The 26,088-nt window shown below is 38.9% G+C and carries 26 protein-coding genes and 2 other annotated features; of the genes, 18 read left to right on the forward strand and 8 right to left on the reverse strand.

Features of this window, described 5'->3' with window-relative positions:
- The first annotated feature begins 30 nt into the window (after window positions 1-30).
- From AC4HCY_RS08565 to AC4HCY_RS08575, 3 genes are read left to right on the forward strand one after another with little or no spacing between them, the layout of a single operon-like run.
- Complete coding sequence (locus AC4HCY_RS08565) at window positions 31-2,064, forward strand: methyl-accepting chemotaxis protein (RefSeq protein ID WP_491095857.1); 2,034 nt, start codon at window positions 31-33, stop codon at window positions 2,062-2,064.
- 3 nt (window positions 2,065-2,067) lie between these two features.
- Window positions 2,068-2,274 (forward strand): DUF1858 domain-containing protein, encoded by a 207-nt coding sequence (locus AC4HCY_RS08570; RefSeq protein WP_491096165.1) that lies wholly within the window; start codon window positions 2,068-2,070, stop codon window positions 2,272-2,274.
- Window positions 2,176-2,373 carry a DUF1858 domain-containing protein gene (locus AC4HCY_RS08575; protein ID WP_255227102.1) on the forward strand — a complete coding sequence of 66 codons (198 nt, stop codon included), beginning with the start codon at window positions 2,176-2,178 and terminating at the stop codon, window positions 2,371-2,373. Before AC4HCY_RS08570 ends, AC4HCY_RS08575 begins: the two co-directional genes overlap by 99 nt.
- A 34-nt stretch (window positions 2,374-2,407) precedes the next feature.
- Here the strand turns inward: AC4HCY_RS08575 and AC4HCY_RS08580 are convergent, their stop codons facing one another.
- Genes AC4HCY_RS08580 through yedE form a run of 3 tightly spaced genes read right to left on the reverse strand, consistent with a single transcriptional unit; the run spans window position 2,408 to window position 3,939 of the window.
- A complete protein-coding gene (locus AC4HCY_RS08580) occupies window positions 2,408-2,632 on the reverse strand; it encodes a putative Se/S carrier protein (RefSeq protein WP_255227101.1) in 225 nt (74 codons plus the stop codon).
- Window positions 2,633-2,651: 19 nt separating this feature from the next.
- A complete protein-coding gene (locus AC4HCY_RS08585; RefSeq protein WP_323432470.1) occupies window positions 2,652-2,864 on the reverse strand; it encodes a sulfurtransferase TusA family protein in 213 nt (70 codons plus the stop codon).
- Window positions 2,854-3,939 (reverse strand): YedE family putative selenium transporter, encoded by a 1,086-nt coding sequence (gene yedE, locus AC4HCY_RS08590; protein WP_255227099.1) that lies wholly within the window; start codon window positions 3,937-3,939, stop codon window positions 2,854-2,856. The genes AC4HCY_RS08585 and yedE overlap by 11 nt, the downstream gene beginning before the upstream one ends.
- A 167-nt stretch (window positions 3,940-4,106) precedes the next feature.
- On the opposite strand from yedE, the gene AC4HCY_RS08595 reads away from it, so the two are divergent.
- From AC4HCY_RS08595 to AC4HCY_RS08610, 4 genes are all read left to right on the forward strand, one after another.
- Window positions 4,107-5,261 carry an aminotransferase class V-fold PLP-dependent enzyme gene (locus AC4HCY_RS08595; RefSeq protein WP_323432468.1) on the forward strand — a complete coding sequence of 385 codons (1,155 nt, stop codon included), beginning with the start codon at window positions 4,107-4,109 and terminating at the stop codon, window positions 5,259-5,261.
- A 185-nt stretch (window positions 5,262-5,446) separates the two neighbouring features.
- Window positions 5,447-5,944: a peroxiredoxin gene (locus tag AC4HCY_RS08600; protein WP_323432467.1), complete on the forward strand. Its 498-nt coding sequence runs from the start codon at window positions 5,447-5,449 to the stop codon at window positions 5,942-5,944.
- Window positions 5,945-6,010: 66 nt separating this feature from the next.
- A complete protein-coding gene (gene sfsA / locus AC4HCY_RS08605) occupies window positions 6,011-6,700 on the forward strand; it encodes a DNA/RNA nuclease SfsA (protein ID WP_323432466.1) in 690 nt (229 codons plus the stop codon).
- Between the two features lie 68 nt (window positions 6,701-6,768).
- Complete coding sequence (locus AC4HCY_RS08610) at window positions 6,769-6,942, forward strand: DUF1540 domain-containing protein (protein ID WP_323432477.1); 174 nt, start codon at window positions 6,769-6,771, stop codon at window positions 6,940-6,942.
- Between the two features lie 61 nt (window positions 6,943-7,003).
- Here AC4HCY_RS08610 and AC4HCY_RS08615 read toward each other — a convergent pair whose 3' ends face one another.
- A complete protein-coding gene (locus AC4HCY_RS08615; RefSeq protein ID WP_323432465.1) occupies window positions 7,004-7,711 on the reverse strand; it encodes a hypothetical protein in 708 nt (235 codons plus the stop codon).
- Window positions 7,712-7,859: 148 nt separating this feature from the next.
- Window positions 7,860-8,107 (forward strand) — a binding site (T-box leader).
- A gap of 53 nt (window positions 8,108-8,160) precedes the next feature.
- Between AC4HCY_RS08615 and asnA the strand changes: the two genes are divergently transcribed.
- Complete coding sequence (asnA, locus tag AC4HCY_RS08620) at window positions 8,161-9,177, forward strand: aspartate--ammonia ligase (RefSeq protein ID WP_323432464.1); 1,017 nt, start codon at window positions 8,161-8,163, stop codon at window positions 9,175-9,177.
- Between the two features lie 21 nt (window positions 9,178-9,198).
- On the opposite strand, the gene AC4HCY_RS08625 is transcribed toward asnA, so the two are convergent.
- Window positions 9,199-9,720: a peptidylprolyl isomerase gene (locus AC4HCY_RS08625; protein WP_323432463.1), complete on the reverse strand. Its 522-nt coding sequence runs from the start codon at window positions 9,718-9,720 to the stop codon at window positions 9,199-9,201.
- Between the two features lie 142 nt (window positions 9,721-9,862).
- On the opposite strand from AC4HCY_RS08625, the gene AC4HCY_RS08630 reads away from it, so the two are divergent.
- Window positions 9,863-10,165, forward strand: a complete 303-nt coding sequence (locus tag AC4HCY_RS08630) for a hypothetical protein (protein ID WP_323432462.1) — start codon at window positions 9,863-9,865, stop codon at window positions 10,163-10,165.
- A 51-nt stretch (window positions 10,166-10,216) separates the two neighbouring features.
- Window positions 10,217-11,143 carry a tRNA modification radical SAM protein MnmL/YtqA gene (gene mnmL, locus AC4HCY_RS08635; protein ID WP_491095858.1) on the forward strand — a complete coding sequence of 309 codons (927 nt, stop codon included), beginning with the start codon at window positions 10,217-10,219 and terminating at the stop codon, window positions 11,141-11,143.
- Here mnmL and AC4HCY_RS08640 read toward each other — a convergent pair.
- Window positions 11,138-11,476 carry a DUF3870 domain-containing protein gene (locus tag AC4HCY_RS08640; RefSeq protein WP_323432460.1) on the reverse strand — a complete coding sequence of 113 codons (339 nt, stop codon included), beginning with the start codon at window positions 11,474-11,476 and terminating at the stop codon, window positions 11,138-11,140. The two genes, mnmL and AC4HCY_RS08640, sit on opposite strands and share 6 nt — an antisense overlap.
- Before the next feature lie 239 nt (window positions 11,477-11,715).
- Here AC4HCY_RS08640 and AC4HCY_RS08645 point away from each other — a divergent pair, with 239 nt between their 5' ends.
- From AC4HCY_RS08645 to AC4HCY_RS08670, 6 genes are all read left to right on the forward strand, one after another.
- Complete coding sequence (locus AC4HCY_RS08645) at window positions 11,716-12,492, forward strand: serine hydrolase (protein WP_491095859.1); 777 nt, start codon at window positions 11,716-11,718, stop codon at window positions 12,490-12,492.
- Window positions 12,493-12,503: 11 nt separating this feature from the next.
- On the forward strand, window positions 12,504-13,601 hold the full coding sequence (locus AC4HCY_RS08650; RefSeq protein ID WP_323432458.1) for a dipeptide epimerase: 1,098 nt from the start codon (window positions 12,504-12,506) through the stop codon (window positions 13,599-13,601).
- On the forward strand, window positions 13,594-14,415 hold the full coding sequence (locus AC4HCY_RS08655; RefSeq protein ID WP_323432457.1) for a C40 family peptidase: 822 nt from the start codon (window positions 13,594-13,596) through the stop codon (window positions 14,413-14,415). Before AC4HCY_RS08650 ends, AC4HCY_RS08655 begins: the two co-directional genes overlap by 8 nt.
- A gap of 40 nt (window positions 14,416-14,455) precedes the next feature.
- Window positions 14,456-15,298 (forward strand): M55 family metallopeptidase, encoded by an 843-nt coding sequence (locus tag AC4HCY_RS08660; protein ID WP_323432456.1) that lies wholly within the window; start codon window positions 14,456-14,458, stop codon window positions 15,296-15,298.
- Window positions 15,299-15,567: 269 nt separating this feature from the next.
- On the forward strand, window positions 15,568-17,238 hold the full coding sequence (locus AC4HCY_RS08665) for a peptide ABC transporter substrate-binding protein (RefSeq protein ID WP_491095860.1): 1,671 nt from the start codon (window positions 15,568-15,570) through the stop codon (window positions 17,236-17,238).
- A 124-nt stretch (window positions 17,239-17,362) separates the two neighbouring features.
- Window positions 17,363-17,968 (forward strand): hypothetical protein, encoded by a 606-nt coding sequence (locus tag AC4HCY_RS08670; protein WP_323432454.1) that lies wholly within the window; start codon window positions 17,363-17,365, stop codon window positions 17,966-17,968.
- A 287-nt stretch (window positions 17,969-18,255) separates the two neighbouring features.
- On the opposite strand, the gene AC4HCY_RS08675 is transcribed toward AC4HCY_RS08670, so the two are convergent.
- A complete protein-coding gene (locus tag AC4HCY_RS08675) occupies window positions 18,256-19,416 on the reverse strand; it encodes a hypothetical protein (protein WP_323432453.1) in 1,161 nt (386 codons plus the stop codon).
- Window positions 19,417-19,678: 262 nt separating this feature from the next.
- Here AC4HCY_RS08675 and AC4HCY_RS08680 point away from each other — a divergent pair, with 262 nt between their 5' ends.
- Entirely contained in the window at window positions 19,679-21,427 is a 1,749-nt protein-coding gene (locus AC4HCY_RS08680; protein WP_491095327.1) for an IS1634 family transposase, read from the forward strand.
- 475 nt (window positions 21,428-21,902) lie between these two features.
- Window positions 21,903-22,120: a binding site (T-box leader), on the forward strand.
- 47 nt (window positions 22,121-22,167) lie between these two features.
- Window positions 22,168-24,609: a leucine--tRNA ligase gene (gene leuS, locus AC4HCY_RS08685; RefSeq protein WP_491095861.1), complete on the forward strand. Its 2,442-nt coding sequence runs from the start codon at window positions 22,168-22,170 to the stop codon at window positions 24,607-24,609.
- Between the two features lie 116 nt (window positions 24,610-24,725).
- Here leuS and AC4HCY_RS08690 read toward each other — a convergent pair whose 3' ends face one another.
- Window positions 24,726-25,829, reverse strand: a complete 1,104-nt coding sequence (locus tag AC4HCY_RS08690; protein ID WP_491095862.1) for a hypothetical protein — start codon at window positions 25,827-25,829, stop codon at window positions 24,726-24,728.
- Window positions 25,830-26,088 lie beyond the last annotated feature (259 nt).

Here is a 26,088-nt window from a genome sequence, read left to right on the forward strand (position 1 = left end):
TAAAATTATTTATGAGAGCGAGGTAATAAAATGCAGGCAAAAAAAAGTATAGTTGGGAAGATACTATTTAGCAGTTTACTTATGGTGCTATTGATTTTTACAGCTATTTGCTATTTCAATCTTAATACCAACCAGAAAACCTTGGAAGGCTATGTTGCTGAAAATATTATATCTGATTCAAAGCTCATAGCCGAATCAATAGACAAATTTTTTTACAAGAACGGCATTATATTAGAGCAAGCTGTAAAAAACGGAATTTTTAAGGAGTATATGAAGATAGCCGACAACAGGGAGACTCTCAGTGCCTTTGAAGGCTACGACGCAGTTGTTAAGGAGCTCAATGCGATAAAAGAACTGGATTCCAACATTCTTTCCATATATGTGGGGCCCAAAAAGGCTGATACCATATTAGCTCAGGACGGATGGGTAGGTCTGGATGATTTTTCTTTAAAGGAGAGGGTATGGTATAAAAGGGTCGTTGAAAAAAATGGATTGATATATAGCGGAGCTTATGTAGATGCGATCACCGGCAAAATGGTGATCACCATAGCGGCACCGGTTTATGATGGGGGAGAAATGCTGGGTGCCGTCGGTGCGGATCTTGCAATAGACAGCTTGCCGGCGATCATCGGACAGTATGAGATAGAAAATGACGGATATACCTTCTTGCTGGACAACCAAGGCATGGTTCTATATCATCCGGATCAGGAAAAAGTACTGAACGAAGTATTGCCTGAGCTTGAGGGCGATATAGGTGCCATAGGATCGAGGATGATTGCCGGGGAGAGCGGGTATGGAACCTATGATCTGGATTCATCTAAAAAAATAATTGCTTATGCGCCGATCAAATCAAATGGCTGGTCTATAGGAGTTACTGTTGAAAAAAACAAGGTCATGTCAGAGGTTTATAAATCGACCAAGCAAAATATTGTCGTAAGCTTAATAGGCTTGATCATAATAGGCTTGGTCTTATTCATGATAACAAAAGCAACCTTGAAGCCTATTCCTCCGCTGCTCAGCAACATTCGTGGGATTTCTCAGGGAAATCTAACCGTTAGGGCAGATATAAAGACAAATGATGAGATAGGAGAGATTGCTTCGGCTATAAATCAAATGGCAGAGGCTCAGCAAAGGATAATAAGCAGTGTTATAGATACCTCAGAAAACATTACTGATGCGGTGAACAATACGGAGAGCAATATCAGAAAATGGAATGCGAGTGTTGAAGAAGTATCGGCAACTACCGAAGAAATATCTGCCGGCATGGAGGAAACGGCAGCGGCAATGGAGGAGATGAATGCGAACTCTCACGAAATAGAGCAGGTCCTGGATAGGATATGGGAAAAGGCAAGCGCCGGTGTATCCTCTGCAAAGGATATAAACAGCCGTGCCCTAGGCTTGAAGGAGGATGCATTGCAGTCCAGGGAGAGTGCATATAAAGTATTTTCTAAGACAAATGATAAGCTAAGGAGCGCTATTGAGGAATCAAAGACAATAAACGAGATAAGGATTTTGTCGGACTCTATATTATCGATTACTTCTCAAACCAATTTATTGGCCTTAAATGCAGCAATAGAGGCTGCCAGGGCAGGAGAGGCAGGCAGAGGCTTTGCTGTTGTAGCTGATGAGATACGAAAGCTTGCCGAAGACTCAAAGAATGCTGTTACAAAGATTCAAGAAGTAACTCAGGGCGTATTGGAGTCTGTAGATAAACTGGTTGGAAGCTCCAATGAGCTTCTGGATTTTGTAGATAAAAAGGCAATAAAGGACTATGGAATCTTGGTCAACACTTGCGAGCAATACAGCAAGGATGCTATATATTTCGAAGAACTGGTAGGAGATTTCACATCCTCCTTCTCTATGCTGAAGTCAACAGTACAAGGAATGGTAAAAGCTATAGACGAGGTAAGCCTGGCAACTAATGAAGGAGCGGAAGGGACAACAAATATAGCTGAGAAATCAAGTGAAGTGATGGAAAGATCAGCTGATGTTATACAGCAGATGCGATATACCAAAGAACATGCCGATAAGCTTGTGGAGATGGTTTCGAAATTTAAGGTATAACGTATGAAATTAAATCATATGCCGGCAATTTTGTTTGATGATACTTCAAGGCCGGTTTATTTAAGCGATATGAGGAATAATAAGATAGAAAAGAATTTAGGAGGTGTATGGATGTCAATAAATAAAGATATGACCATAGGAGAAATAGTAAGAAAATATCCGGAAGCCATTGAGATTCTTATGAGCTTCGGAATGGGCTGTGTAGGCTGACCGTCGGCACAAGCGGAAACTCTGGAAGAGGCAGCCATGGTTCACGGTTTTAATGTAGAGTCATTACTGGAGAAATTAAATGAAGCAGTGAAGCAATGATTAAATGGGTAAAGAGCAAAGTTGCTCTTTACCCCTATTTATTGTCATATATAAGTTTAGCTTCAGAGCCTTCCAGCAAAAATATTCTCTCAATATCATCGCTGACCATTGACGAAATCTCTTCGGAGGCTCTGAATTTAACACATACACCGCAGCTGGAGCTGAGCTTTCTTGGAACCGGCATGGTTTCTGAAGGTATGCCCTTCCCTGATAAAAATCTGCTGTATTTTATTGCGCCGAAATGTGTAAAAAAAGTCACGATATACTCCATGGTGGTCCTACTTGGTCAGGATGAGGATATAATCGCTGCCCTTTTGTGCAACCTCCACTTTATATCCGGAGTTTCCAGCAAAGCGGCTTATATTTTCTTTTGCTGTCGTATTGTCAACCAGCACTTCCAGACCTTCGGGACTTTTTGAAAGTGCTTTTTTTGTCATTAGAACAGGTTCTGGACAAGATCTTCCTCTTGCATCTATTGTACTATGCTTCAATTTGCACATCCTCCTTCATTTTTAAGTCAGCAGACTTCTCAATATTGAAATACGCAATAGCGAATACCACAATAAAACCAAGAACTACCGCTATTTGTCCATTTGGTGTAGGGCCATTGGCAGATGAGGCCAGCTTGAAATTATGAGCAAAGGCGGCACCAAAGGTAAGCCCCATTATAGTTATCACTGAATCTATATTACCTTCGGAGGCCAGTATCAGCTGTCTTAACGGGCATCCTCCCAGCAAGACTGAGCCAAAGCCGGCTAAAGCCATGCCAAGGAAATTCCATAATCCATCCGTATGGGCTATAGGTTGAGCTGCAAAGCCAAGCTTGAATTGTCCCAGGATTATGCTGCCAATTAATGCTGCAGCTAATATGGCGATGAAGCCGGAAATAAGATGCCAGTCCTTAAATAATATCAGGTCTCTTATGCCGCCTACCGTGCATAATCTGGTTTTCTGAGCCAATGCTCCTACTATAAGTCCGGCAGCCAAAGCTGCTATGATAGGTGCATGAGCCGCTCCCGGTCCTTTTTCGCTGAAGATGAGAAGGGACGGAACAGCAAGCAATATAACGAATAATGCGGCTATAACACCGGGGAAAAGTAATCCCTCAAAGGTTGGGAGACTATATGTTCTTTTCAAGCTAAAGCCCTTGTTAAGAAAAACTATGCCAAGGAATATCCCGGCTGTGAAGCCTGCCAGTCCTACTATAGCATTTAGATCGCCGCCTGCAAGTCTCAGTATCATTCTTAAGGGACAGCCTAAGAACATTAAAGCACCGACCATCACTATGAAGCCCAATATAAATCTGGAGAAGGGTGCAGATCCGCCGCGCACACTGAACTCTTTGCCGGCAATGGCCATTAAAAAAGCGCCGATGACAAGGCCTATTATCTCAGGACGTACATATTGCACCACTTCTGCTCTGTGAAGTCCTAAGGCGCCTGCAATGTCCCTGATAAAGCAAGCTATGCAAAAACCCATGTTGCCGGGGTTGCCCAACTTGACTAATAACACAGCTATAATACCGACTACGGCCCCGGTAAAAATAATTCCTTTATTTTCTTTCAATTTTCATACCTCCTATAAAGTATTGCAAATTAAGTATATTACAAATCGTTAAATAATTGTCATTCAATATATCTATAATCCGATATGGGACTATAGAAACTATCAATGCATGATTTTGTAGATAATAGGATGGATTTGTAGTAATATAAAATATAGGAGGGATCTGCATGGAACGAGTATATCTGGATAATGGAGCTACGTCATACCCGAAGGCGCCCGGTGTGGCTCATGCAATGATAAATTACATAGAAAATATAGGCAGCAATATAAACAGAGGCGGCTATAAAAGCGCCTACTCAGCGGCTGAGGTAGTTTTGGAAGCAAGAGAAAGATTATGCAGCCTTTTTAATTATTCAAACAGTAAAAATGTAATATTTACTCAGAATATAACTCAAAGCTTAAACTTCATCATTAAAGGCCTTTTAAGGCCCGGGGACCATTGTATTGTTACTTCTATGGAGCACAATGCGGTCATGAGGCCTGTGATGCAGCTGCATAAAAAGGGTGTAGAATATACAAAGGTTAAATGTGATATTCAGGGAAAATTGAACTCCAATGATATACTGGAATGCATAAAGGATAATACAAAGGCAGTGATAATGACTCATGCTTCAAATGTGTGCGGTACAATCATATCCATATCTGAGGTGGGAGAGCTGTGCAGGCAAAACAACGTCAAATTTATTGTGGATTCTGCACAAACCGCAGGAGCAGTCGAAATAGATGTGGAGAAAATGAATATTGATGCCCTGGCTTTTACTGGACATAAAGGGCTTTTGGGGCCTCAGGGTATAGGCGGCTTTATCATCACCGATGAAATGGCGGACTTAATGGACCCCTTGATATCGGGAGGAACCGGAAGCATGTCGGACTCTGAAGAGATTCCGCCCTTCATGCCGGATAAATTTGAATGCGGTACTATAAATATACCTGGTATTTTTGGGTTGAACGAGGCTTTGAAATACCTTGAAAAAGAAGGTACAGAAAATATCAGAAATACAGAGATGGGGCTCACAGGTTTATTTATTAAAGGCATTAAAGCTTTAGAAGGGGTAAGGCTTGCAGGATTAGACGGAATTGAAGGCAGAACCGCTGTCGTATCAATAGATTGCCAAGGAAAGGATAATGCAGAGGTATCCTATTTGCTGGATAAGGACTTTGGCATAATGACTCGATGCGGGCTTCATTGCGCACCTTCGGCCCATAAGACTCTGGATACCTTCCCCCAGGGAACCGTCCGTTTTTCTTTCAGCCACTTCAATAGGGAGAAAGAAATAATTTATGCTCTGGATGCATTAAATAAAATATTGAAAAGCATATAATCCGTAATAATAAGCTGTATGGGAAGTTCCCATACAGCTTATTAATTTTCGGCTTTAATTATTTGAAGGGCTGTTCCAATTTTAAGTTATAATATAAATTGACGGCAAGCTTGATGCTTAATAATTTTAGCATGATGGGATAGAATATTAACTATAGATGATTAATTAACCGAGGAGGAATAAACTTGATAAAAATAGGGACAAAAGCGCCTGATTTTACTTTGGACAGCACAAAAGGGAAAGTTTCAATGAAAGATTATGTAGGAAAGTGGGTTGTATTATTTTTCTATCCCCTTGACTTTACCCCTATCTGAGGAAGCGAGGTGCCGGAGTTTAACCGTAGGTTAAAGGATTTTGAAAAATTCAATACTCAAGTTATAGGAGCGAATCCTGACAGCGTATATAGCCATAAAGCCTGGCTGGAATCCATAGGCGAAGTAGATTACCCGATTTTATCGGATTACACAAAAAGCTTGTCAAGGAGCTATGATGTCCTGGATGAGGAAACAGGCATAGCCTATAGAGGCACATTCATAATAGACCCTGATGGAGTAATAAGGTATGCCTCAGTCCATGACTTGTCCATAGGAAGAAACGTCAATGAAATACTAAGGGTTCTTGCGGCGCATCAAACTCAGAAACCATGCCCTGTAAACTGGGAGGCTGGGAAGCCCACCCTCTAAATTTTTGATACCGTCGATCAATTAGAGCAATCGATTAATATTTTGATGTATTTGAAGAGGTTTAATATGAAATATAAAGATATAAAAAAAGCTTTGTTTATAAAAAGACCAAATAGATTTATCGCCCATGTCTTGCTTGACGGGAAAGAGGAAATAGTACATGTAAGAAACACGGGAAGATGCAAGGAAATTTTAGCGGAAGGCACAAAGGTGATATTGGAAGCATCAAATAATCCCAACCGCAAGACTGCTTACTCCCTGATTGCAGCCTACAAGGGAGATATGCTCATAAATATTGATTCTCAAATACCGAATGCAGTCGTATTTGAAGGTGTAAAACAAGACAAGATTCCATTGATTTCTGGTGTAAAATACTTGAAGAGAGAAGTGACTTATGGCAATTCAAGGTTCGACATGTACTTTGAAAAAGAGGAAAGCAAGGGCTTTATTGAGGTCAAGGGTGTGACCCTTGAAGATGGTGGATTGGCGATGTTTCCGGATGCTCCTACTGAACGTGGGAGGAAACATTTGGCGGAGATGAGCCATGCTGTTTCCCAGGGCTATGAGGGATATGTGATTTTTTTAATCCAGATGAAAGGTGTGGAAGCTTTTTCTCCGAACTTTGTCATGGACCCTGAGTTCTCAGAGGAGCTCAAGCGCTGCTCAGATAAAGGCGTAAAGGTCTTGGCCTATGATTCCGTTGTTAAGGAAAACGAGATAACGATATCCCAGGAGATTAGGATAATTGGAATATAATCTCAGCATAACATCGATTGCAGAATTAGATAATAATATGGAGAATATTAATGGAGGTAGATATAAAAATGCAAGGTAGAGTAGGTCATACAGATAGTCATCTTCCCGGAGTAAAATGTGTAGTCAATACATGCCACTATCATGCTTCGGATGATCATTGCACAGCTTCAAGCATTGAAATTCAGCCAAGAAATGCTAAGAATACTGAAGAAACAGATTGCGCAACCTTTGCTCCTAAATAAATAGCTGGAAACCAATAAGCTGCCCGCCGGGCAGCTTATTTCATGGCAAATATATCATTATTTAGTGGAATTCCATTTCAACTTCGTTGTCGCATCCTGGGCAAGCTCCCATTATTTTGCCGTTCACATCGAAAAATTCCATATCATCTCCGCAGCGGAAGCATTTCAAATTCAGCTTTTTATTATCAAGATACTTTCCAAGGAATTTTACGTTGGAGCCTCTTGCGACCATTTTGGAGTATGCTTTGCTCTCGTTTTTATTCTTTATTAATTCATTTTTTGTGGTTATAAAATTAATATTTTCAAGCTGGAGAGTTTTGCGGGCATTTTCCAGAGAGCGGATTTCATCTGTTATTTCCATGATCCTGTCTTGATTTGCTGCAATTTTATCGTTTAATTCCTCGATAACATCAACTTCCTCATCATAATTGAAATACAGCCTGTATGCTTGCATATGATTTTCCTGATGGTTGAACTCAGCTTCACAGAATCTGCAATGGTCTATAAAAGGTATATCGTCTTCATCTACATATGTGTTGCCCAATTCATTACAGTATGGACATTGTATTATATATATTGCAGATATATAGTCTCTTTTTCCCAATTCATTAAACAGTCTTTCATGTTCAGTGACTGTAAGGTCAAGCTCCTTAATGACATCCGGGTATAACACATCGTTTTCGGAATATTGTTCCAGTATCTTAATGAATTTCTCGGATTTCTTTTCAGGGATAATATTTTGCCTCTTTAAGAACTCAATTAAATTCATATAACACCCTCCAATACAATATTTTTAGGTCAATATTGCTGTATAAAGTATAACATGAATGAAAATTCAAAACAATATTCACCAATTATTAAAAAAATATTGACACCAAATTTAAATTAGATTATACTGTATAAAAATGCATAACATTATAAAGATTATGATGGGAAGAGTAAATTGGGAAGGTAGTCATAGCGAGTCGGCGATGGTGAGAGGCCGATACGATAACCCATTTGAAGAACATCCCGGAATTTCTAACCGAAATCTTAGGATAGTAGACTTAGACGCAGCCAGGACGTTATACTTGGGCGATATCGAATACCGGTTATTCCGTATCGGCAGAGTGAACCATATGTTAATCAGGGTGGTACCGCGGAAGCAATGCCTTTCGTCCCTTTATTTCAGGGATGAAGGGTTTTTTTATTTAATTTTTCAATATTGGAGGGCAAAAAATGGGAAAGGTTACTTTTATAAAACCTAAGGGTTATAGCTCTATGCATGATGTCTTGGAGACACAAATAGCTATCAAGAGGATCAAGGATTATTTTGAAAAAAGCCTGTCGGAGCAGCTGAATCTTACAAGGGTCTCTGCACCTTTATTTGTTACTACAGATACAGGGCTGAATGACTACTTAAACGGTGTGGAAAGGCCTGTATCTTTTGATGTCAAATCCATAGAGGGGAAGAGGGTCGAAATAGTGCAATCTCTGGCCAAGTGGAAGAGAATGGCGCTTTACAAATACGGCTTTAAGCCTTATGAGGGCCTATACACAGATATGAATGCCATTAGAAGGGACGAGGATCTTGATAATATTCATTCCATCTATGTGGACCAATGGGATTGGGAAAAGATAATAATGAAGGAAGACAGAAACATTGATTTTCTCAAAGACTGTGTAAGAAAGATTTACAAGGCCTTTAAGAATACGGAGAGATGTATGCAAGGCATTTACAAAGACTATGAAGAAATACTTCCGGATGAAATAACTTTTATAACTTCTCAGGAGCTTGAGGATATGTACCCGGATAAAAGTCCCAAGGAGAGAGAGAATGCCATTGCAAAAGAAAAAGGTGCGGTATTTATTACAGGTATCGGCGGTAAGTTGAAATCCGGTAAAAGACATGACGGAAGATCTCCCGATTATGATGATTGGATGCTGAACGGAGACATACTTTTCTGGTATCCTGTTTTGGATATGGCATTGGAGTTATCTTCCATGGGAATCAGGGTGGACAAGGATGCTTTGCTCAGACAGCTTAAATTGTCCGATTGTGAAGATCGGCTTAAGCTTGAGTATCACCAAATGCTGCTGGAGGATAAGCTTCCTTTGACCATTGGCGGAGGCATAGGACAGTCAAGGATATGCATGTTTTTTCTCAGAAAGGCGCATATAGGTGAGATACAGGCTTCCATATGGCCTCAGGAAATGATAAGCATCTGCGAAGCTCATAAGATAGCACTGCTGTAGGGGGCGCGTCCGCGCCCGCCCCTACATCTTTTCAGGCTCATCATAGTTGACGCCGAAGGTCTCAACGGCGACTTTTTTGATCCTTTGATCATTTATAGGCTTATCTCTGAAATCTGCTGGAGAGTCGACGACCTCATCTGCAGCCTCAATTCCTTCTGTTACTTTGCCGAAGGCAGCATAAGCGCCATCCAGATGCGGTGCCGCTTCTACCATGATGAAGAACTGGGAACCTGCTGAGTCGGGATGCATGGAACGGGCCATGGAGATGACGCCCCTGTCATGCTTTAAATCATTTTTGAATCCGTTGGATGAAAACTCTCCTTTTATGGAATAGCCGGGGCCGCCCGTGCCTGATCCTTGAGGACATCCGCCCTGAATCATAAAGCCGGGGATGACCCTATGAAATATGAGCCCATCATAGAAGCCCCTGTTCACAAGTGATATGAAGCTCTTTACAGTATTCGGAGCTACATCCGGATACAGCTCGATTTTTATAGTTTTTCCGTTTTCCATTTCGATTGTTACAATTGGATTAGTGTTCATGCAAAATCTTCCTTTCATATGTACATCAAAACTATTCTATAATAAATGAAGGACTATGTAAAATATATTATGCGGCAATGAGCAGGAAAATATATTATAATATTATAGGGTTATCTATTATTAAATATTATAGGTGTTATATATGATAAATATTATGAAACCTTTGGACCTATCAAGCAGGGAAGCAAGTAATGGTTGGTATATTATGTGGGAGGGCGCTTTTGCGGCAATAGTATTTACATTGATTGCTTTCATATTTCATATATCATGGCAGATGGCATGGCCTTTATTCTTTATTTATGAAGTAGATTTTCTTCATGCCAATGAGGCTTGGCTAAGCTTGATAAATGTCTCCAGTGCGCTTGCCAACGTGGTGATCTACAGCCATGAGTTTTTCCGGATTTTTCAGACTTGCAGGAGCTATGCTTTTTTATATAAGGTATAAAAAGTATAAATCAGATAGAAAAACAAAACAATTAATTCAGGAGAGTTGTGAATGCTAATGGAATGGGATAACAAAAGATATTATAGCTTAAATTATTTTCTAAGGCAGAAATTTGGCGAAAAGATATTTAAAATATCCTTAGACGGCGGTTTTACATGTCCCAACAGGGACGGAAGGGTATCCAAAAACGGGTGCATATTTTGCAGTCCCAGAGGTTCCGGGGACTTTACCATGAAAAATAAAGACCTGTCACTTCAATTTGAAGAAGCCAAGGCTATGATGCGAAAAAAATGGAAGAGCGGAAAATACATCGGATATTTTCAAGCTTACACAAATACCTATGCGCCTGTTGAAGTTTTGAGAGAAAAGTATAATACCATACTGGAGAAGGAGAATGTAATAGGTCTGGCCATTGCAACAAGGCCTGACTGTTTGCCGCCCGACATCCTTGAACTGCTGGAGGAATTGAACAGCCGCACATACCTGTGGGTAGAATTGGGCTTGCAGACCATTCATGAAGATACAGCCGGGCTGATCAACCGGGGATATGCCCTGGAGACCTATATAAGCGCGGTTGAAGAATTGAAAAAGAGAAATATTGATGTCGTCACTCACTGCATATTGGGGCTACCCGGCGAAACCAAAACCGATATTCTTAAGACTATCGATTATGTTGCAAAAACAAATACTCAGGGAATCAAGCTTCACCTTCTACATCTTATGAAAGATACACCTATGGTTAGACTTTATGAAGAGGGAAGGCTTAAGTTTATGGACAAGGAGAGATATGTGGATTTGGTGGTAGATTGCATCGAGAAACTTCCACCGGATATGGTCATACATAGGCTAACAGGAGATGGGCCGCGGGCTACTCTCATAGAACCCAGATGGAGTCTTAATAAATGGGAAGTTTTGAATGCAATAGATGAAAAGCTAGTTGAAAGGGATAGCTGGCAGGGAAAGAAGTCCGGATTATAGTTGAACCTCTTTCCCTGATTTAAAATCAACATACTTCTTCTGGGCATCTTTGAAGGCAACGAGAACAGCCCTCTGGGATGAACCCAGATATCTTTTTTCTACTTCAGATCTTATTTGCTCATAATCATGCCTGATGCTTTTTCCGATGAATATTGTTTTTATGAACTCATTTGTAAGAGGAAGTATGGAATTGCATTCTACATCAATTATTTCTTCGGTCTGGCTGTTGACGACGAAGCCCATAAAGAATGCTCCATATACATGAGTTATGGGGTTGTTTTGTTGAGATTTGGAATTTCCTACTATATAAGTAGTATCAGTAGTATATTTCAAATTTAATCCCTCCATATATAAACTATCATAAAAATACTATTAATGTAAGAGGAGTTTTTCAAAATATATAGAATATATATTTTAAGGTCGGGATAGCCTCAATGGCATTATTGACATTGACTTTTCTGATCGCATTTATGTCGCAGCATTTATTACCGTAAATGAAGTTCGGCAGAAAGAGTTATCATAGCTTTTTCTGCCGAAATTTTTGTTTATAAATAAAGTCGAGGAGGGGTTTTATGCTTAAAGATGATATATTAAAATGCTTTGACAGGATGGAGGCCAAGGTCTCTATAGTGCTGAAGGATTTGCTTAAAGAAGAAGTGATGCTTGAATTGGACGCAGCAAGGGTGGTTCCTTCCGCCAGCACCATAAAAATTCTTATAATGATCGAAGCACTGAAGCAGGTCATGGAGGGCAGGATTTCCCTTGATGAGATGGTCTTCGTCAAGCCTTATGAGAGGGTTGATTTCAGCATAATATCGGAGCTGGGTGCAGCCTGCTACAGTATACGGGACCTTATAACCCTTATGATCATCATAAGTGATAACACTGCTACCAATGTGCTTATAGATATTTTAGGCTATGATAATATCAATGATCAAGCAGAGAAGATGCAGCTTAAAGGCACGGTTTTGCAAAGAAAGATGATGGATTTTGAAGCTGCAAGGCAGGGCAGGCAGAACCTGACCACTGCCCGGGATATGGCTTATATGATGGAGGCCCTTTATAAAGAAAGTATACTTGACAGAAATATGTGCGATTTGGCATTGAATATTTTAAAGAGGCAAAAGCATAAGGATCTGCTTACAAGATATATTGCTGAGGATATTGTAGTAGCACATAAATCAGGGGACTTGGAAAACCTTAATCATGATATAGGTATTTTTTATCTGACGGATACTGTTTACCTTCTGGGAGTATTTGTTACCGAAGCAGAAAGCAATGTATCGGCAAAGCATATCATAGGCAAGGTTTCTGAAGCAGCTTATAAATATTTTTGCTCTAAAATTTAGGAGGTGGCCCAATGAAAATCCTTTCCGTTGAGACGGAGCTTATTTCCATGAAATTAAAAAAGCCATTCAAGACGGCACTAAGACAGGTATCTGTTGCAGATGCTTTAATAGTAAAGCTTACCGCAGATACAGGAGACATAGGCTATGGCAGTGCTTCTCCCACAGCCGTGATCACAGGCGATACCAATGAATCAATAGCAGGTGCCATTAAAAACTATATAGCGCCTGCCGTAGTAGGAATGGATATCGAAGAACTGGAAGCCATAATAAGAAAGGTTGAATCCTCGGCAGTTCATAATACGAGCGCTAAGGCTGCAGTGGATATAGCGCTTTATGACCTTTTCGGCAAAAGATTCAATATACCCTTGTACAGGTTATTCGGAGGTGCGAGGAAAGAGATCGAGTCAGATATAACCATAAGCGTTAACTCACCTGAGGAGATGGCTGCGGATGCGATAAACTATGTCAAAAATGGATATAAGACATTGAAGACTAAGGTAGGGGTAGATGGCAAGCTGGATATCAGGAGGGTTAAGGCCATCAGAGACGCTGTGGGGCCTGATGTACAGTTAAGGCTTGATGCCAACCAGGGATGGACACCGAAGGAAGCTATAAAAACCATAAGGGCTATGGAGGATCAAGGCTTTGATATTGAGCTGGTGGAGCAGCCTGTAAAGGCTATTGATATAGAAGGACTGAAATATATTACCAGCAATGTTGAAACCCCCATTATGGCAGATGAGGCTTTGTTTTCTCCCCATGATTGCTTTATTTTGCTCAAAGAGAGGGCTGCGGACATACTGAATATAAAGCTTATGAAATGCGGCGGCCTTCATAATGCGCAGAAGATAAACGCTATGGCGGAAAGCTGCGGGGTAGAGTGCATGATAGGCTGCATGATCGAAAGCAAGGTGGGCATAGCTGCAGCAGCTCATTTTGCAGGGGGCAAATTAAATATTACCAGAGCTGATTTGGATGCTGTTGATTTGATAGAAAAGGAGCCTATTTCAGGCGGAGTAGAGCTCTCCAAAAACAAATTAATACTCAGTGATGGAGCGGGACTTGGCATAAAAAACATTGATTTTGACGGAGGTGCCTTTGATGAATAATAAGCTTGCCATCACCAGAAAGAATGTCATACCTTTGAAATTGAAGCCTTCCTTTGACAGCGAGGTTGCGGATGAGAGCTTATACGGCATGGTGCTGGAGCTGGTAGAGGCCATTGATGACGGATGGTACAGAGTTAAAGCGCATTACGATTATGAGGGCTATGTCCACGAAAGCAATATTTTAATCGATAGCTATAGGGCAATTGAGTGGCAGGAAAATGCAGACTGCTGTATATCCGGTAGGATAGTCGATGTATTGGCCGAGCCCAAATATGCCAGCTATCAGCTGGAAACACTGACAATGGGAGCATTTATTCATATGACTGGCAGAGAAGAAGAACGATGGTGTGAAGTTGAGCTTATAGATAAAAGAAGAGGCTGGATTCGCAAGGAAGTATTCAGAAAGATCCCATGCTTTGACTTGAAGCGGGATGAGGAGACGGTGAGAAAGAGCATCATAGACACGGCTTTTGCCTACATGGGAACCCAATACAGATGGGGAGGCAAGAGTCCTATGGGTATAGATTGTTCAGGCTTTGTATCTATGGCATATATGCTGAATGGTATAATAATATACAGGGATGCCAATTTAAAAGAAGAATACATGAAATCCATTTCATTAGAACATATAAAACCGGCAGATCTGATGTTTTTCCCGGGTCATGTGGCCATGTTTATCGGTGAAGGAAATTATATCCACTCTACCGGCCGGGAAGGCAGGGTATTGATAAACAGCATCAATCCCGGAAGTGATGATTATAGGGAAGATCTGCACAAGATGATAAATGGAGTGGGAACTGTATTTGGGAGATAAGGCATAAACTATTTATTATTTATATGAAAGGGTGGTATATGTGAAAAAAATTTATGTATCTGTTGACATGGAAGGTATCGGAGGCATTGTCAGTCCAAATCAGGTAGGAGTGGAAAATAATGATTTGTATAGGGAAGGCCGTCAGCTTATGGCTGAAGAGGCCAATGCAGTCATAAAGGGCATAAACGAAGGCGGCGGCATTGCAGTTATTGGGGATTCTCACGGCGATATGCTCAATATACCCATCGGAATGCTGAAGGGGGATTTCTTACTCGCCTGCGGTTCCGACAAGACTCTTTCAATGATGGATAGCATTGATGATACTTTCGACGGAGTAATTTTTATAGGATATCATGGAAGATTCGGGACTCCATTCGCTATAATGGATCACACATATAGCCCGTCTATATTATACAGCTTCAAGATAAACGGAAAGGAAGTAGGCGAAGCGGAAATAAATGCTGAGGTAGCAGGCTATTTCAATGTGCCTGTATTGATGCTTTCAGGTGACGACACCACTGTAGCACAGGCAAAACAGTTCTTCCCGACCATTGAAACCGTGGAGACCAAGAAAGCCCTTGGAAGATTCTCTGCATTATGCAGGCCTGTGGAGACTGTAAGAAGTGAGCTTCGGGAAGCTTCCAGAAGAGCGGTGGAGGATATAGAAAAATATGGATATCTATACAAATCCAAGCCTCCTATTAAAATAGAACTGGTATGGAATACACCTGCCATGGCTCACAAGGCTACCTATGTGCCCGGCGTAATCAGAGTAAGCGAGCGCGTCACCACCTATGAGTGCGATGATTATATTCAAGCTTTTAAAGTCTTCTCTGTCCTGAGGACATTGGCGTATTCTGTAGCCGATTCGAACTATCTGTAGGTTATATAGAATTTTTATTAAAGTGAGAAGGTATATTTAAAATCACATAGAATATATAAATAACACATAATATTCTGAATATTATGCAATGCATTTTGATAGTTGAATAAAAAATTATTATCTATGCACTGCTGCTTTGGATACAATTCCAAGTGTTCAAAATCCAGTAGAAAATAGTCTTTATTTTCTACTGGATTTTTATTAAACATTTTTTCTATCTGTTATATATTCACGTAATATATAAGCCAATAAAATTAAGAGGGGGAAATATGATGAAAAGAAAAACTTTGTTGCTTGTTGTTTACATGTTGCTTATTATCAGCTTAGTTTTTACAGCATGTAGTCCTAAAGTCTCTCCTACGGATAATGCGCAGCCAGAAGGCCAAGGACCAGCAGATGAGAAAATGGTTCTTAATCTATCTTTGGATGCTGAGCCACCGCAAATGGACCCTCAAAAAGGCAGTGATTTGACATCGATTTTTGTTTTAGGACATACTTTAGAAGGCTTGACCAGAGTGTATGATGGAAAAATACAACCGGGTATGGCGGAAAGTTGGGAGGTTTCCTCAGACGGTATAACCTATACTTTCCATTTAAGGGATGCAAAGTGGAGCGATGGCACTGTCGTGAAAGCCCAAGACTTTGAATATTCAATAATAAGGCTGCTTGATCCTAATACTGCTGGAGCTTACTCTGAAATAATGGGCTTCTTAATTAAAAACGGAGAAAAATTCTATAAAAATGAAGTTGAAAAAGCTGAAGTAGGAGTGAAGGCTATAGATGAAAAAACTCTTGAAATACAATTGGAGGCTCCTACAGGATATTTTTTGAGAATTCTCGGATTTTTACCTTATTGGCCATCACGCAAAGACATAGTTGAAAAATACGGAGAGGAGTTTTCTTCAGGAGCAGACAAAATGGTTTATAATGGTCCTTTTGTTGTTCAAGAATGGAAGCATGAGGAGAAAATTGTTCTTGCTAAAAATGAAAATTACTGGGATAAAGATAAAGTTAAAGCAGATTTAATAGATCTTGTAATCATACCTGATCCCAAAACGGCTATTAGCTTATATGACACCGGAGAGTTGCTTTCCGCATCAATACCAAGTGATATGAGTGAGATTTATATACAAAAAGGTGAAGCAAAGTTTATGCCTAATGGAGGCGCTTATTATCTATCCTTTAACTTTAATAACAAGGATAAAAATATGTTCGGGATTCTTAATAATAAAAATTTCAGGAAAGCGATATCATACGCTATAAATAGAGAGGATTTTGCAAAATCAGTAGCCAAAAATGGAGCACTGCCGGCGACCAGATATGTTCCTCCGATAATTGCAGGTGTTAGTGATAAGTATACAGCCGAATCGCCTTATGATCCACTTCCCCTTAAGGCTGATGAGGCAAAGGCAAAAGAGTATTTAGGGCTGGCTTTGAAAGAACTGAACACGACAGTAGAAAAATTGCCTACATTTAAGCTTCTAACAAGAGATGATGCAATAAGAAGAACTCACATGGAAGCAGTACAGGATATGCTTTCAAAGACTTTAGGCGTAAGAACTGAGATAGTTCAGGTACCCAAAAAACAATATTTCCAATTGCTTGATGATGGCGATTTTGATATCGCCTATGGCAACTGGTTCCCTGATTATGATGATGCTATGACCTATATCGATGTATACTTAACCGGAAATGGGGTAAATAGAGGCAGATTCAGCAATACAGCTTTTGATGATATGGTTAAGGCGGCTAAGTCTACGCCGGATCTAAAGCTGCGGGGTGAAAAATTATTTGAAGCCGAAAAAATACTTTTAGATGAGCTGCCTATTGTTCCTATATTTTGGGGCTGCAATGCATATGTACAATCAGATAAACTAGTTAATTATGTAAGGTCTTTGGTGGGAGCAGATCCTGACTTGATCTACACATATATAAAATAATTTTCCATTGCAAGGAAGTCCTTTTGGACTTCCTTTTTGAGTATATGCTACTATATACTCAAATTTGCTCTTGTGCTATTATTAATATTGATAAAGGATTTGGAGATTATTGGGAAGCAGGGTGATGATTTTGAAAGAACCTGATATAGATGGTGCCATGGTAAGAAAAAATAAAATTCCTATTTTGATTTATACCCCTGAATGGATACAACTGTTTTCTAATTTTAAATCAAGAAGCATGCAGAAATCGATAACAAAGCTGGAAGAGCTTCTCGCAAAGGAAAAAAATCTGGAGCAAGAGCTTAAGGAACTGGAAAAAAGAAAAAAGATTTCGATGAATAAAATACTACATATTTCAAACGAACTCAATGAAAATAATAATGAAGCCTTTTTAGGACCACTGAAAGAATCCCAAAAAGAGATCCTGCATATAAACCAAAGGATACCTTTGATATTGGAAGAGCTTGAGGCATTGCCTTCCACAATAGACAAAGAAAATGCCATACTATTGAAAGAAACTGTGAAAAGAACCTATGAGCTTATCAATGAAAGCAAACAGGAGGCCGATGATATGCAGCAGGAAATAAGCAGGATCAGAGAAGCCCTGATGGAGCTCATTCAGAAAAAAGTGGACGTGGACGAGCGGGTTAACAGGCTTTATTCATATTTGCACGGCATTGTTGGCGTAGATGAAATGGATAAACTGGATGAAAGCTTGCTGAAGGATTGAAGGATAAGCTTATCCGATTTATTTGCTGATCCATGTAAAATATTTCAAACTGTATTAAGCGTTCTAACACATCGCTAATATTTTTTACTGTATATATTCGACAAAAAACAAGAGAATCCTTTTTGTATTCAAGGATTCTTTCATTATATTTTGCTTTGTCTTCAGTCTGAGCCACGAGTAATCATATGATACTCGTGGCTTTATATGTCCTGGAATTGGCTAAAATATACTTTTGATTATGGACTATTTAGACTATATTATATTAAATTGATATTCGGTATATGCTATTAATGGCACTTAAGTCTAAGCAAGCCGGAATCATCAATGTATATGATTCCTTTCTTAATCAAATTGTCCAGCCTAGTATCAAATTCTTTAATGTCCATATCTTCTGATAAAAACTCTTCTACATTGGCTTTTAATTCACTCTTGGAAATACCATCACGGTCAATCTTTATAAGTATTAAACGATCAAAATCATCCGCTAAATATGTCCACAGCGGTTCTAAACTCCCCTTTTCATTGACATGCAGCATACTAAACAAATAACATAGAATAGGCTTTTCGTTATAGTTAATGCTATTGGAATACAATATTTCTTTATGTCCGTCATTGTCAAAATCAAATAATTCATATAGTTTTGCATCTTCAAACTCAGCTTTACCCAAATCTCCACGGGGATGCGCAGGTTTTAAATATTCGTCTACATTGAAGAAATCACTTTTTATGTGATAGGAGTCACCAGCAAGCGAGATATTTGCCTTTTCTTCGTTCAACATACAAATAACAACAGGCATACCATCTTCTAATCGGAATATGTAACATTTCGATGGAAAATAGTGCTGGTTTCCCGGTAAAAAGTATGTCAGAAATATATATGGTTTTTTATCTTGACCGTAAAAAAGCCCGGCTTCCGGCTTTATGTTAGGTTGATCTCCGGTAAACCAATACCAAAAGTATGATAGATCATCTTCGATCGTATATATGGTGTTGTTATCCAGCTTTATGTCTATCTTGCCGACCTGGTTGTGGGCAGGTATACCTTTAGGACGGCTAGCAGCAATAGTAATATTGTCAAATGAATATTCCACGGTTAAAGGCAGGGTGACATGGCGCAGTTCACGTTCAACATATTCTTTATATTCACTTGAATTTGAATATATTAGTTTGTCATTTAGTAGTTTTAATCGAAATTTTTCAAATTCATTTTCATTAGAAAAGTACTTTCGATATGCTTCGATGTTTATAGTATCTTCATCAGTTATTTGTTTGCTGGCAGACAATGCTTTTACAGTTTGAGAAGATAATTGAATAGCGGCAATGCTTTTTAAGTCCGTATGCTTTTGAGTGGGTACAAATTGAGATGAATATCCCATAACAGGCATAAGTAAAACTAAACCACAAACAGCAGGAAGCAGCTTCCGCCCACATACATTCAGAAATCCCACAATATTCAACTCCTATTTTATCTAATATACTGCTCTCTAAACATTATTGTAATGTTGTAAAATATGTAAGTCAATAACAAAATATTTAAAAATTGTATAATAAGGCACGGAGAAAGATTCATTTCGGATCTTTGACAGTTGAATAAAGAAAAAATGCTTAAAAGCCCTGAAACAGGCTTATTTTTTTGTCAATTTTCTCATTTTATTATATCGCACTTTATAGCACTGTGTTATAATATAAGATAAGGGGGCGATATTTTAAATGAGACTTAAGGTAACCAAATCTAAAAATGCGGCTTCACTTTATGTGATTAAATCTGTTTATAATAGCAAAACTCAATCAAATTCCTCCAAGATTGTAGAGAAACTTGGAACCGAAATTGAACTCAGAGAAAAACTTAATGGTGCAGATCCATATGAGTGGGCTAAAGAATATATAAAAAGGTTAAATGAAGAAGAAAAGGAACAAACACGAAAAATACTTGTTCCTTTCGAACAGTCTAAAATTATTTCGAAAGGCGAACAACGTTCCTTCAACGGCGGGTATCTATTCCTGCAAAAAATATATCATGAACTAAAGCTTAATAAGATTTGCAAGTATATTTCCCAAAAATATAAATTTGGTTTTGACCTGGATTCAATTCTTTCCAGATTAATCTACGGCAGAGTTATCTTCCCTTCTTCAAAACTCGCAACTTATGCGCTTTCTAAAAGGTTTATTGAACAGCCGAATTTTGACTTGCATCAAATATACCGAGCTCTTGAAGTACTCGCCAAGGAGACTGATTTTATTCAATCTTGTTTATACGAAAACAGCCTGAAAGTTTCAAAAAGAAATACCGGTATACTTTACTATGATTGCACCAATTACTTTTTCGAAATTGAACAAGAGGATGGAGATAAGCAATATGGCCCTTCTAAAGATCATAAGCCTAATCCAATCATTCAGATGGGTTTATTTATGGATGGAGATGGTATTCCTCTAGCGTTTAGCATCAACAGAGGAAATATGAATGAACAGTTGACTTTGAAGCCATTGGAAAAGAAAATTATTTCTGACTTTGAGCTTTCTAAATTTATCATCTGCACCGATGCAGGACTGGCTTCTGAAGATAATCGAAAGTTTAACAGCAAGGATGATCGTGCCTTTATTACAACACAGTCTATAAAAAAATTAAAAGAACACCTAAAAAAATGGGCTCTTGACCCAGATGGCTGGAAACTCCCGGGTAGCGAAAAAACCTATGCCATTTCTAAGCTTGATGAGATGATAAATAAAGCTACTACTGAAGATAAAGCAAAAATAAAAGCTGCAGTCTTTTACAAGGAACGTTGGATCAAAGAAAATGGCTTTGAACAAAGACTGATTGTAACTTATTCTATTAGATATAGGGATTATCATCGTAAAATTCGTAGTTCTCAAATAGAACGTGCCCGAAAGGTTATAGATACAAACCCAATAAAAATCAAGAAATGCAACCCTAACGATTATAAAAGGTTTATACATAAAACAAGCTATACCCCGGATGGAGAAGTCGCAGCAAAAGAGATCTATAGCATTGATTCTTCACTCATAGAGAAAGAAGAAGCCTTCGATGGTTTTTATGGAGTTTGTACAAACCTTGAGGATGATGTATCTAAAATCATCAAAGTAAATCACAGAAGATGGGAAATTGAAGAATGCTTTAGAATTATGAAAAGTGAATTCAAAGCAAGACCTGTGTACTTAAGAAACGATGACAGGATTGAAGCTCATTTCACCACTTGCTTTATATCTTTGATTATTTACAGGTTACTTGAAAAGAAGCTCGAAGAAAAATACACATGCCATGAGATTATTAGTGGGCTAAGAGATATGGGCTTTTTGGAAGTTAAAGGCGAAGGGTATGTTCCAACCTACACTAGAACAGATTTTACCGATGCTATTCATGATGCTTTTAATTTTCGAACAGACTACCAGATTGTTACTACAAATATGATGAAAAAAATTTTTAAAGATACGAAAAAGTAAAAAAAGTACGCACTTTTTACATCAATATTAAATCCTGCAAGATTCCTTGTATCAAGGCTTTGCAGGATTTCTATTTTGTTCAACTGTCAAAGAGGGGATTGTAATGTTGTAAAATATGTAAGTCAATAACAAAATATTTAAAAATTGTATAATAAGGCACGGAGAAAGATTCATTTTAATAATAGAAATGGATACAGGGTAATATGTTGTTGCCCTGTATTATGGCGTTATACTGGCTTATAAACTATTCTTTATGTTTACAAAATGCGATTCTTCCGCCTCTTTATTTGTACATTATTGAACTTTTTATTGTAAGACTTAATGCCACTATCTTGTTTAACAAATTGAATGCAATGACAAAGCTGGGCAGAGGTTGCGTTTACAATGTCAACTGAGCCACATGATATTGATACACAAGATTAATCTAAAAATATTGACAAAGATGAAATTTTGCGATAAAATCACATACAATATTACAAAAGTGAAGAATGGGAATAGTAGAAGAATATGAAGCTTATAGAGAGCCATAAAACGGTGGAAAATGGCAGCGTTCAATCTTCAAACTCACCCAGGAGCTGCTGCCTGAAAATAGTAGGGTAAGACGGCGCCCGCCGTTATAGGGCTTCAAGTGGATTAGTTCAGTGTTGAATGATGATCAATTAGAGTGGTACCGCGGTTTGCCCCGTCTCTTTGCAGGAGACGGGGTTTATTTTTTTATCAATATGGATGGAGTGATAAGCATGTATAACGTAGAAGTCGATAGGAAATGGCAAAAAAAATGGGAGGAAACCAAGCTGTATAAGTTCAATCCTGATAGAGTGGATAAGAAGCTTTATTGTCTTGAGATGTTTTCCTACCCATCCGGTGCAAACCTTCATGTAGGACATTGGTATAATTTCGGACCTACAGACTCCTGGGCAAGATTCAAGAGGCTCCAGGGCTATGAGATATTTCAACCTATGGGTTTTGACGCCTTTGGCCTGCCGGCAGAAAACTATGCAATAAAAACAGGGATACACCCCCATGATTCTACCATGAAAAACATTCAAACAATGGAGAAACAGCTCAAAGAAATTGGAGCGATGTTTGACTGGGATTATGAAGTGGTTACCTGTTTGCCCGAATACTATAAATGGACCCAATGGATATTCCTGCAGCTTTACCATGCAGGTCTTGCTTATAGAAAAGAAGCGCCTGTAAACTGGTGCCCCAGCTGCCAGACAGTTTTAGCCAATGAGCAGGTAATAGACAGCCATTGCGAGAGATGTGATTCGGAAGTCACCAAGAAGAATCTTACTCAATGGTTCTTTAAAATAACAGCCTATGCAGAAGAGCTTTTGCAAAAATTGGAGGACCTTGATTGGCCGGATAAAACGAAAAAGATACAAAAGAATTGGATAGGCAAATCAGAGGGCGCTGAAATAGAGTTTAAAGTTGAAAATTCCGATATAGCTTTCAAAGTTTTTACCACCAGAGCGGATACATTATGCGGAGTAACCTATGTGGTGCTGGCCCCTGAAAGCCCAATAGTGGATAAAATTGTGTCCGGAGATTGCCGCAATTCAGTAGAAGAATATAGAGAATGGGCGAAGAAACAGAGCGAGGTAGACAGATTATCCACTACAAGAGAGAAAACTGGTGTATTTACAGGAGCCTGCAGCATTCATCCCATAACCGGCGAAAGATTGCCCATATGGATTGCCGATTATGTACTGGCAACCTATGGTACCGGATGTGTAATGGCAGTGCCGGCACATGATGAAAGAGATTATGAGTTTGCACAAAAGTTTGATCTTCATATCAAGAGAGTTATTGAAAGCGCTGACGGCAGCGATGCTCCATTGCCTTATGTAGACTATGGAGTATTGGTCAACAGCGGTGAATTTGACGGGATGACATCTGCAGATGCCAGAATGAAGATCGTAGATAAACTGGCCAGAGAGAACAAAGGCGAAATAAAGATAAACTACAGATTGAGAGATTGGCTGGTATCCAGACAAAGATATTGGGGCTCTCCTATCCCTGTAGTTTACTGTGAGCATTGCGGGACAGTGCCGGTACCTGAAAAGGATCTGCCTGTGCTGCTTCCATATGATGTAGAATTTACTCCCGATGGAGAATCACCGCTCAAAAAGTGTGAGGAGTTTATAAACACCACCTGCCCCAAATGCGGAGGGCCGGCTAAGAGAGATGCGGATACATTAGACACCTTTGTATGCTCTTCCTGGTATTACTTGAGATATCCGGACAATAAGAATGCAGATGAGGCATGGAATAAGGAATGGATAGACAAGATGCTGCCTGTGGATAAATACGTGGGCGGTGCAGAGCACGCAGCAATGCATCTTTTGTATGCCCGATTCTTTACTAAGGCATTGAGGGATTTAGGATATTTGAAATTTGACGAGCCCTTTACATCTTTAAGACACCAGGGAGTAATACTGGGACCTGACGGTAATAAAATGAGTAAATCCAAGGGTAATGTCATTTCCCCCGATAGCTTTATCAGCGAGTACGGATCTGATGTATTCAGATTATATCTCATGTTCGGTTTTGCCTATGAAGAAGGAGGCCCCTGGAGCGATGGAGGAATCAAGGCAGTTGCAAGGTTCTTGAACAGGATCGAGAGAATAGCTGAGAGAGTGCTCGAACTGAGAGGCAATGAGAGCAAGACCGATATGGCGGCTTTCGAGAAGGATTTGAACTATGAGAGGCATAGAGCGATAAAGGAAGTAGAGGCCGATACTGAGGAGTTCCATTTCAATACGGCCATAGCAAGGATGATGGAGCTTTTAAACGCCTTATACAAGTACGACCAGGAGGGAGAAAATAAAAATATTGATTTCTTTGAGGCAGTTTTGGCTGACTTATTGGTAATACTAGCGCCTTTTGCCCCGCATTTTACAGAGGAGATTTGGGAGCAGCTTGGTTATGAATACTCGATCTTCAACCAGGCATGGCCTAAATGGGATCCAAAGGCTCTCATAAAGGATGAGATTGAGATAGCGGTCCAGATAAATGGCAAAGTAAAATCTAGGGTGATGGTACCTTCCAGCGGCGATCAAAAAGAGATTGAGGCGATAGCAATGGCTGATGAGGATGTCAAGGAGGCTATTTTAGGCAGACAGATAGTCAAGGTGATAGTTGTAAAAGGAAGATTGATCAATATAGTGGTTAAATAAAATTTTATGGCCGGTGCAGATTTTGCACCGGCTGTTTTCAATGTATTATTAAAGAAATGCATATTAGCGGTGGTTAGATGACGGATAAATTTTGATTATATGAGGATATCATATTATTATTCAATATCATTAATCCTGTCTATTATTCTTAACATGCGTAAAGTGCTGACTAATTCATAAAGAATATATTGACGTTCATTTGGTCTTAAATTTAAGCTTTTTTTGTTTAAAAATGCTTCTTCTATGTATTTGTTGTTAAAATGATCTTTAGGAAAGATATATGTACCATTCTCTGCTTTAAACTGCTCAAAGTGGTTTAATGATTCAATAAACCACTTTGATTTATGCGCTGCTTTAAAATTTGACATTATTTCCAAGTAGTCAAGCAGAACGTTCGTACTCAGATGTTGCGGGCGATCATAATTTTCATAAAGGGGTAAGGTTGGGCTCCAACCACAAGCCTGATATATCCGCCTGTCTTTGACCCATAATAAGCCATAGCCTTCAGGTATCTTTTGGATGATGGGATCAAGTATATAATTTATTACATCATTAATTTTTTCTTGTACTTCTGTATTTTTATAAACACTTGGGAAATAGGCTAGTGCCTTAATATCATATATTGTGGGTAATGGTTTTTCAGATGATTGATCGAAGGGGTTTAAATCATCTTTGAGTACTCCGCGGTCAATCCAGTGCTGCGGCACTTTCGGCAAGCTGCTCTTATCTTGGTATATTTCATAGATACGCTCTTTTGCTGCTATATGTATTTTATTTAGCCTTTGCATCATTGAATTAACTGCTTCCGGATAATCATAACCAGCTACAAAAAAATATTGATGCAGCATTAATCTGTAATAATAGCAATAGTCATAATTCTCACTAAGCATATATAAAAAAATTTCTTTGATTAATTGCATTTTTTCGTCAAATACAGGTATTCCAGCTCTAAAACCTAAATCAATGAGCCTTGGGAAAAATTTTTCAATACATGAGTCTTTGTAATAATGGATTAAGTGTTCAAGTGTTTTTTTATCTCTTGATTGTGTATTGAAGCCATCAATATAATCCAAGGTCGATTTAACGTTGGGAATATCTAATAAACATGAGACAGCATTAATGTCAATGACTTTATTAGTATTTTGTGAAAACTGAATATTTAATTGTATTGCAGGACCACCATTTAGTAATAACCATTCCTTTAGTTCAGCAGTATTCATCTATACCTCCCTGATCATATCTAAACTTTGTGTGAAATGTAACAAAAGGTCAATAAAAACAGTTTTGTATATATAATGTTCAGCATTATGGGGTTCACTTTCTGTTTACTATTGCGAATCATTATTATACTTATATACTAAACAGTATCATAAGCATTTGGCTTTTTCTACATATAAAGTAAATAAATATACTAAAGAATTTTATGATTTATAGAAAAGTATAATTCTGTCTCAGTATAGGCTCCCCGTAATGTTTTTT

It is taken from the genome of Lutispora sp. QWL-02, assembly GCF_058315355.1.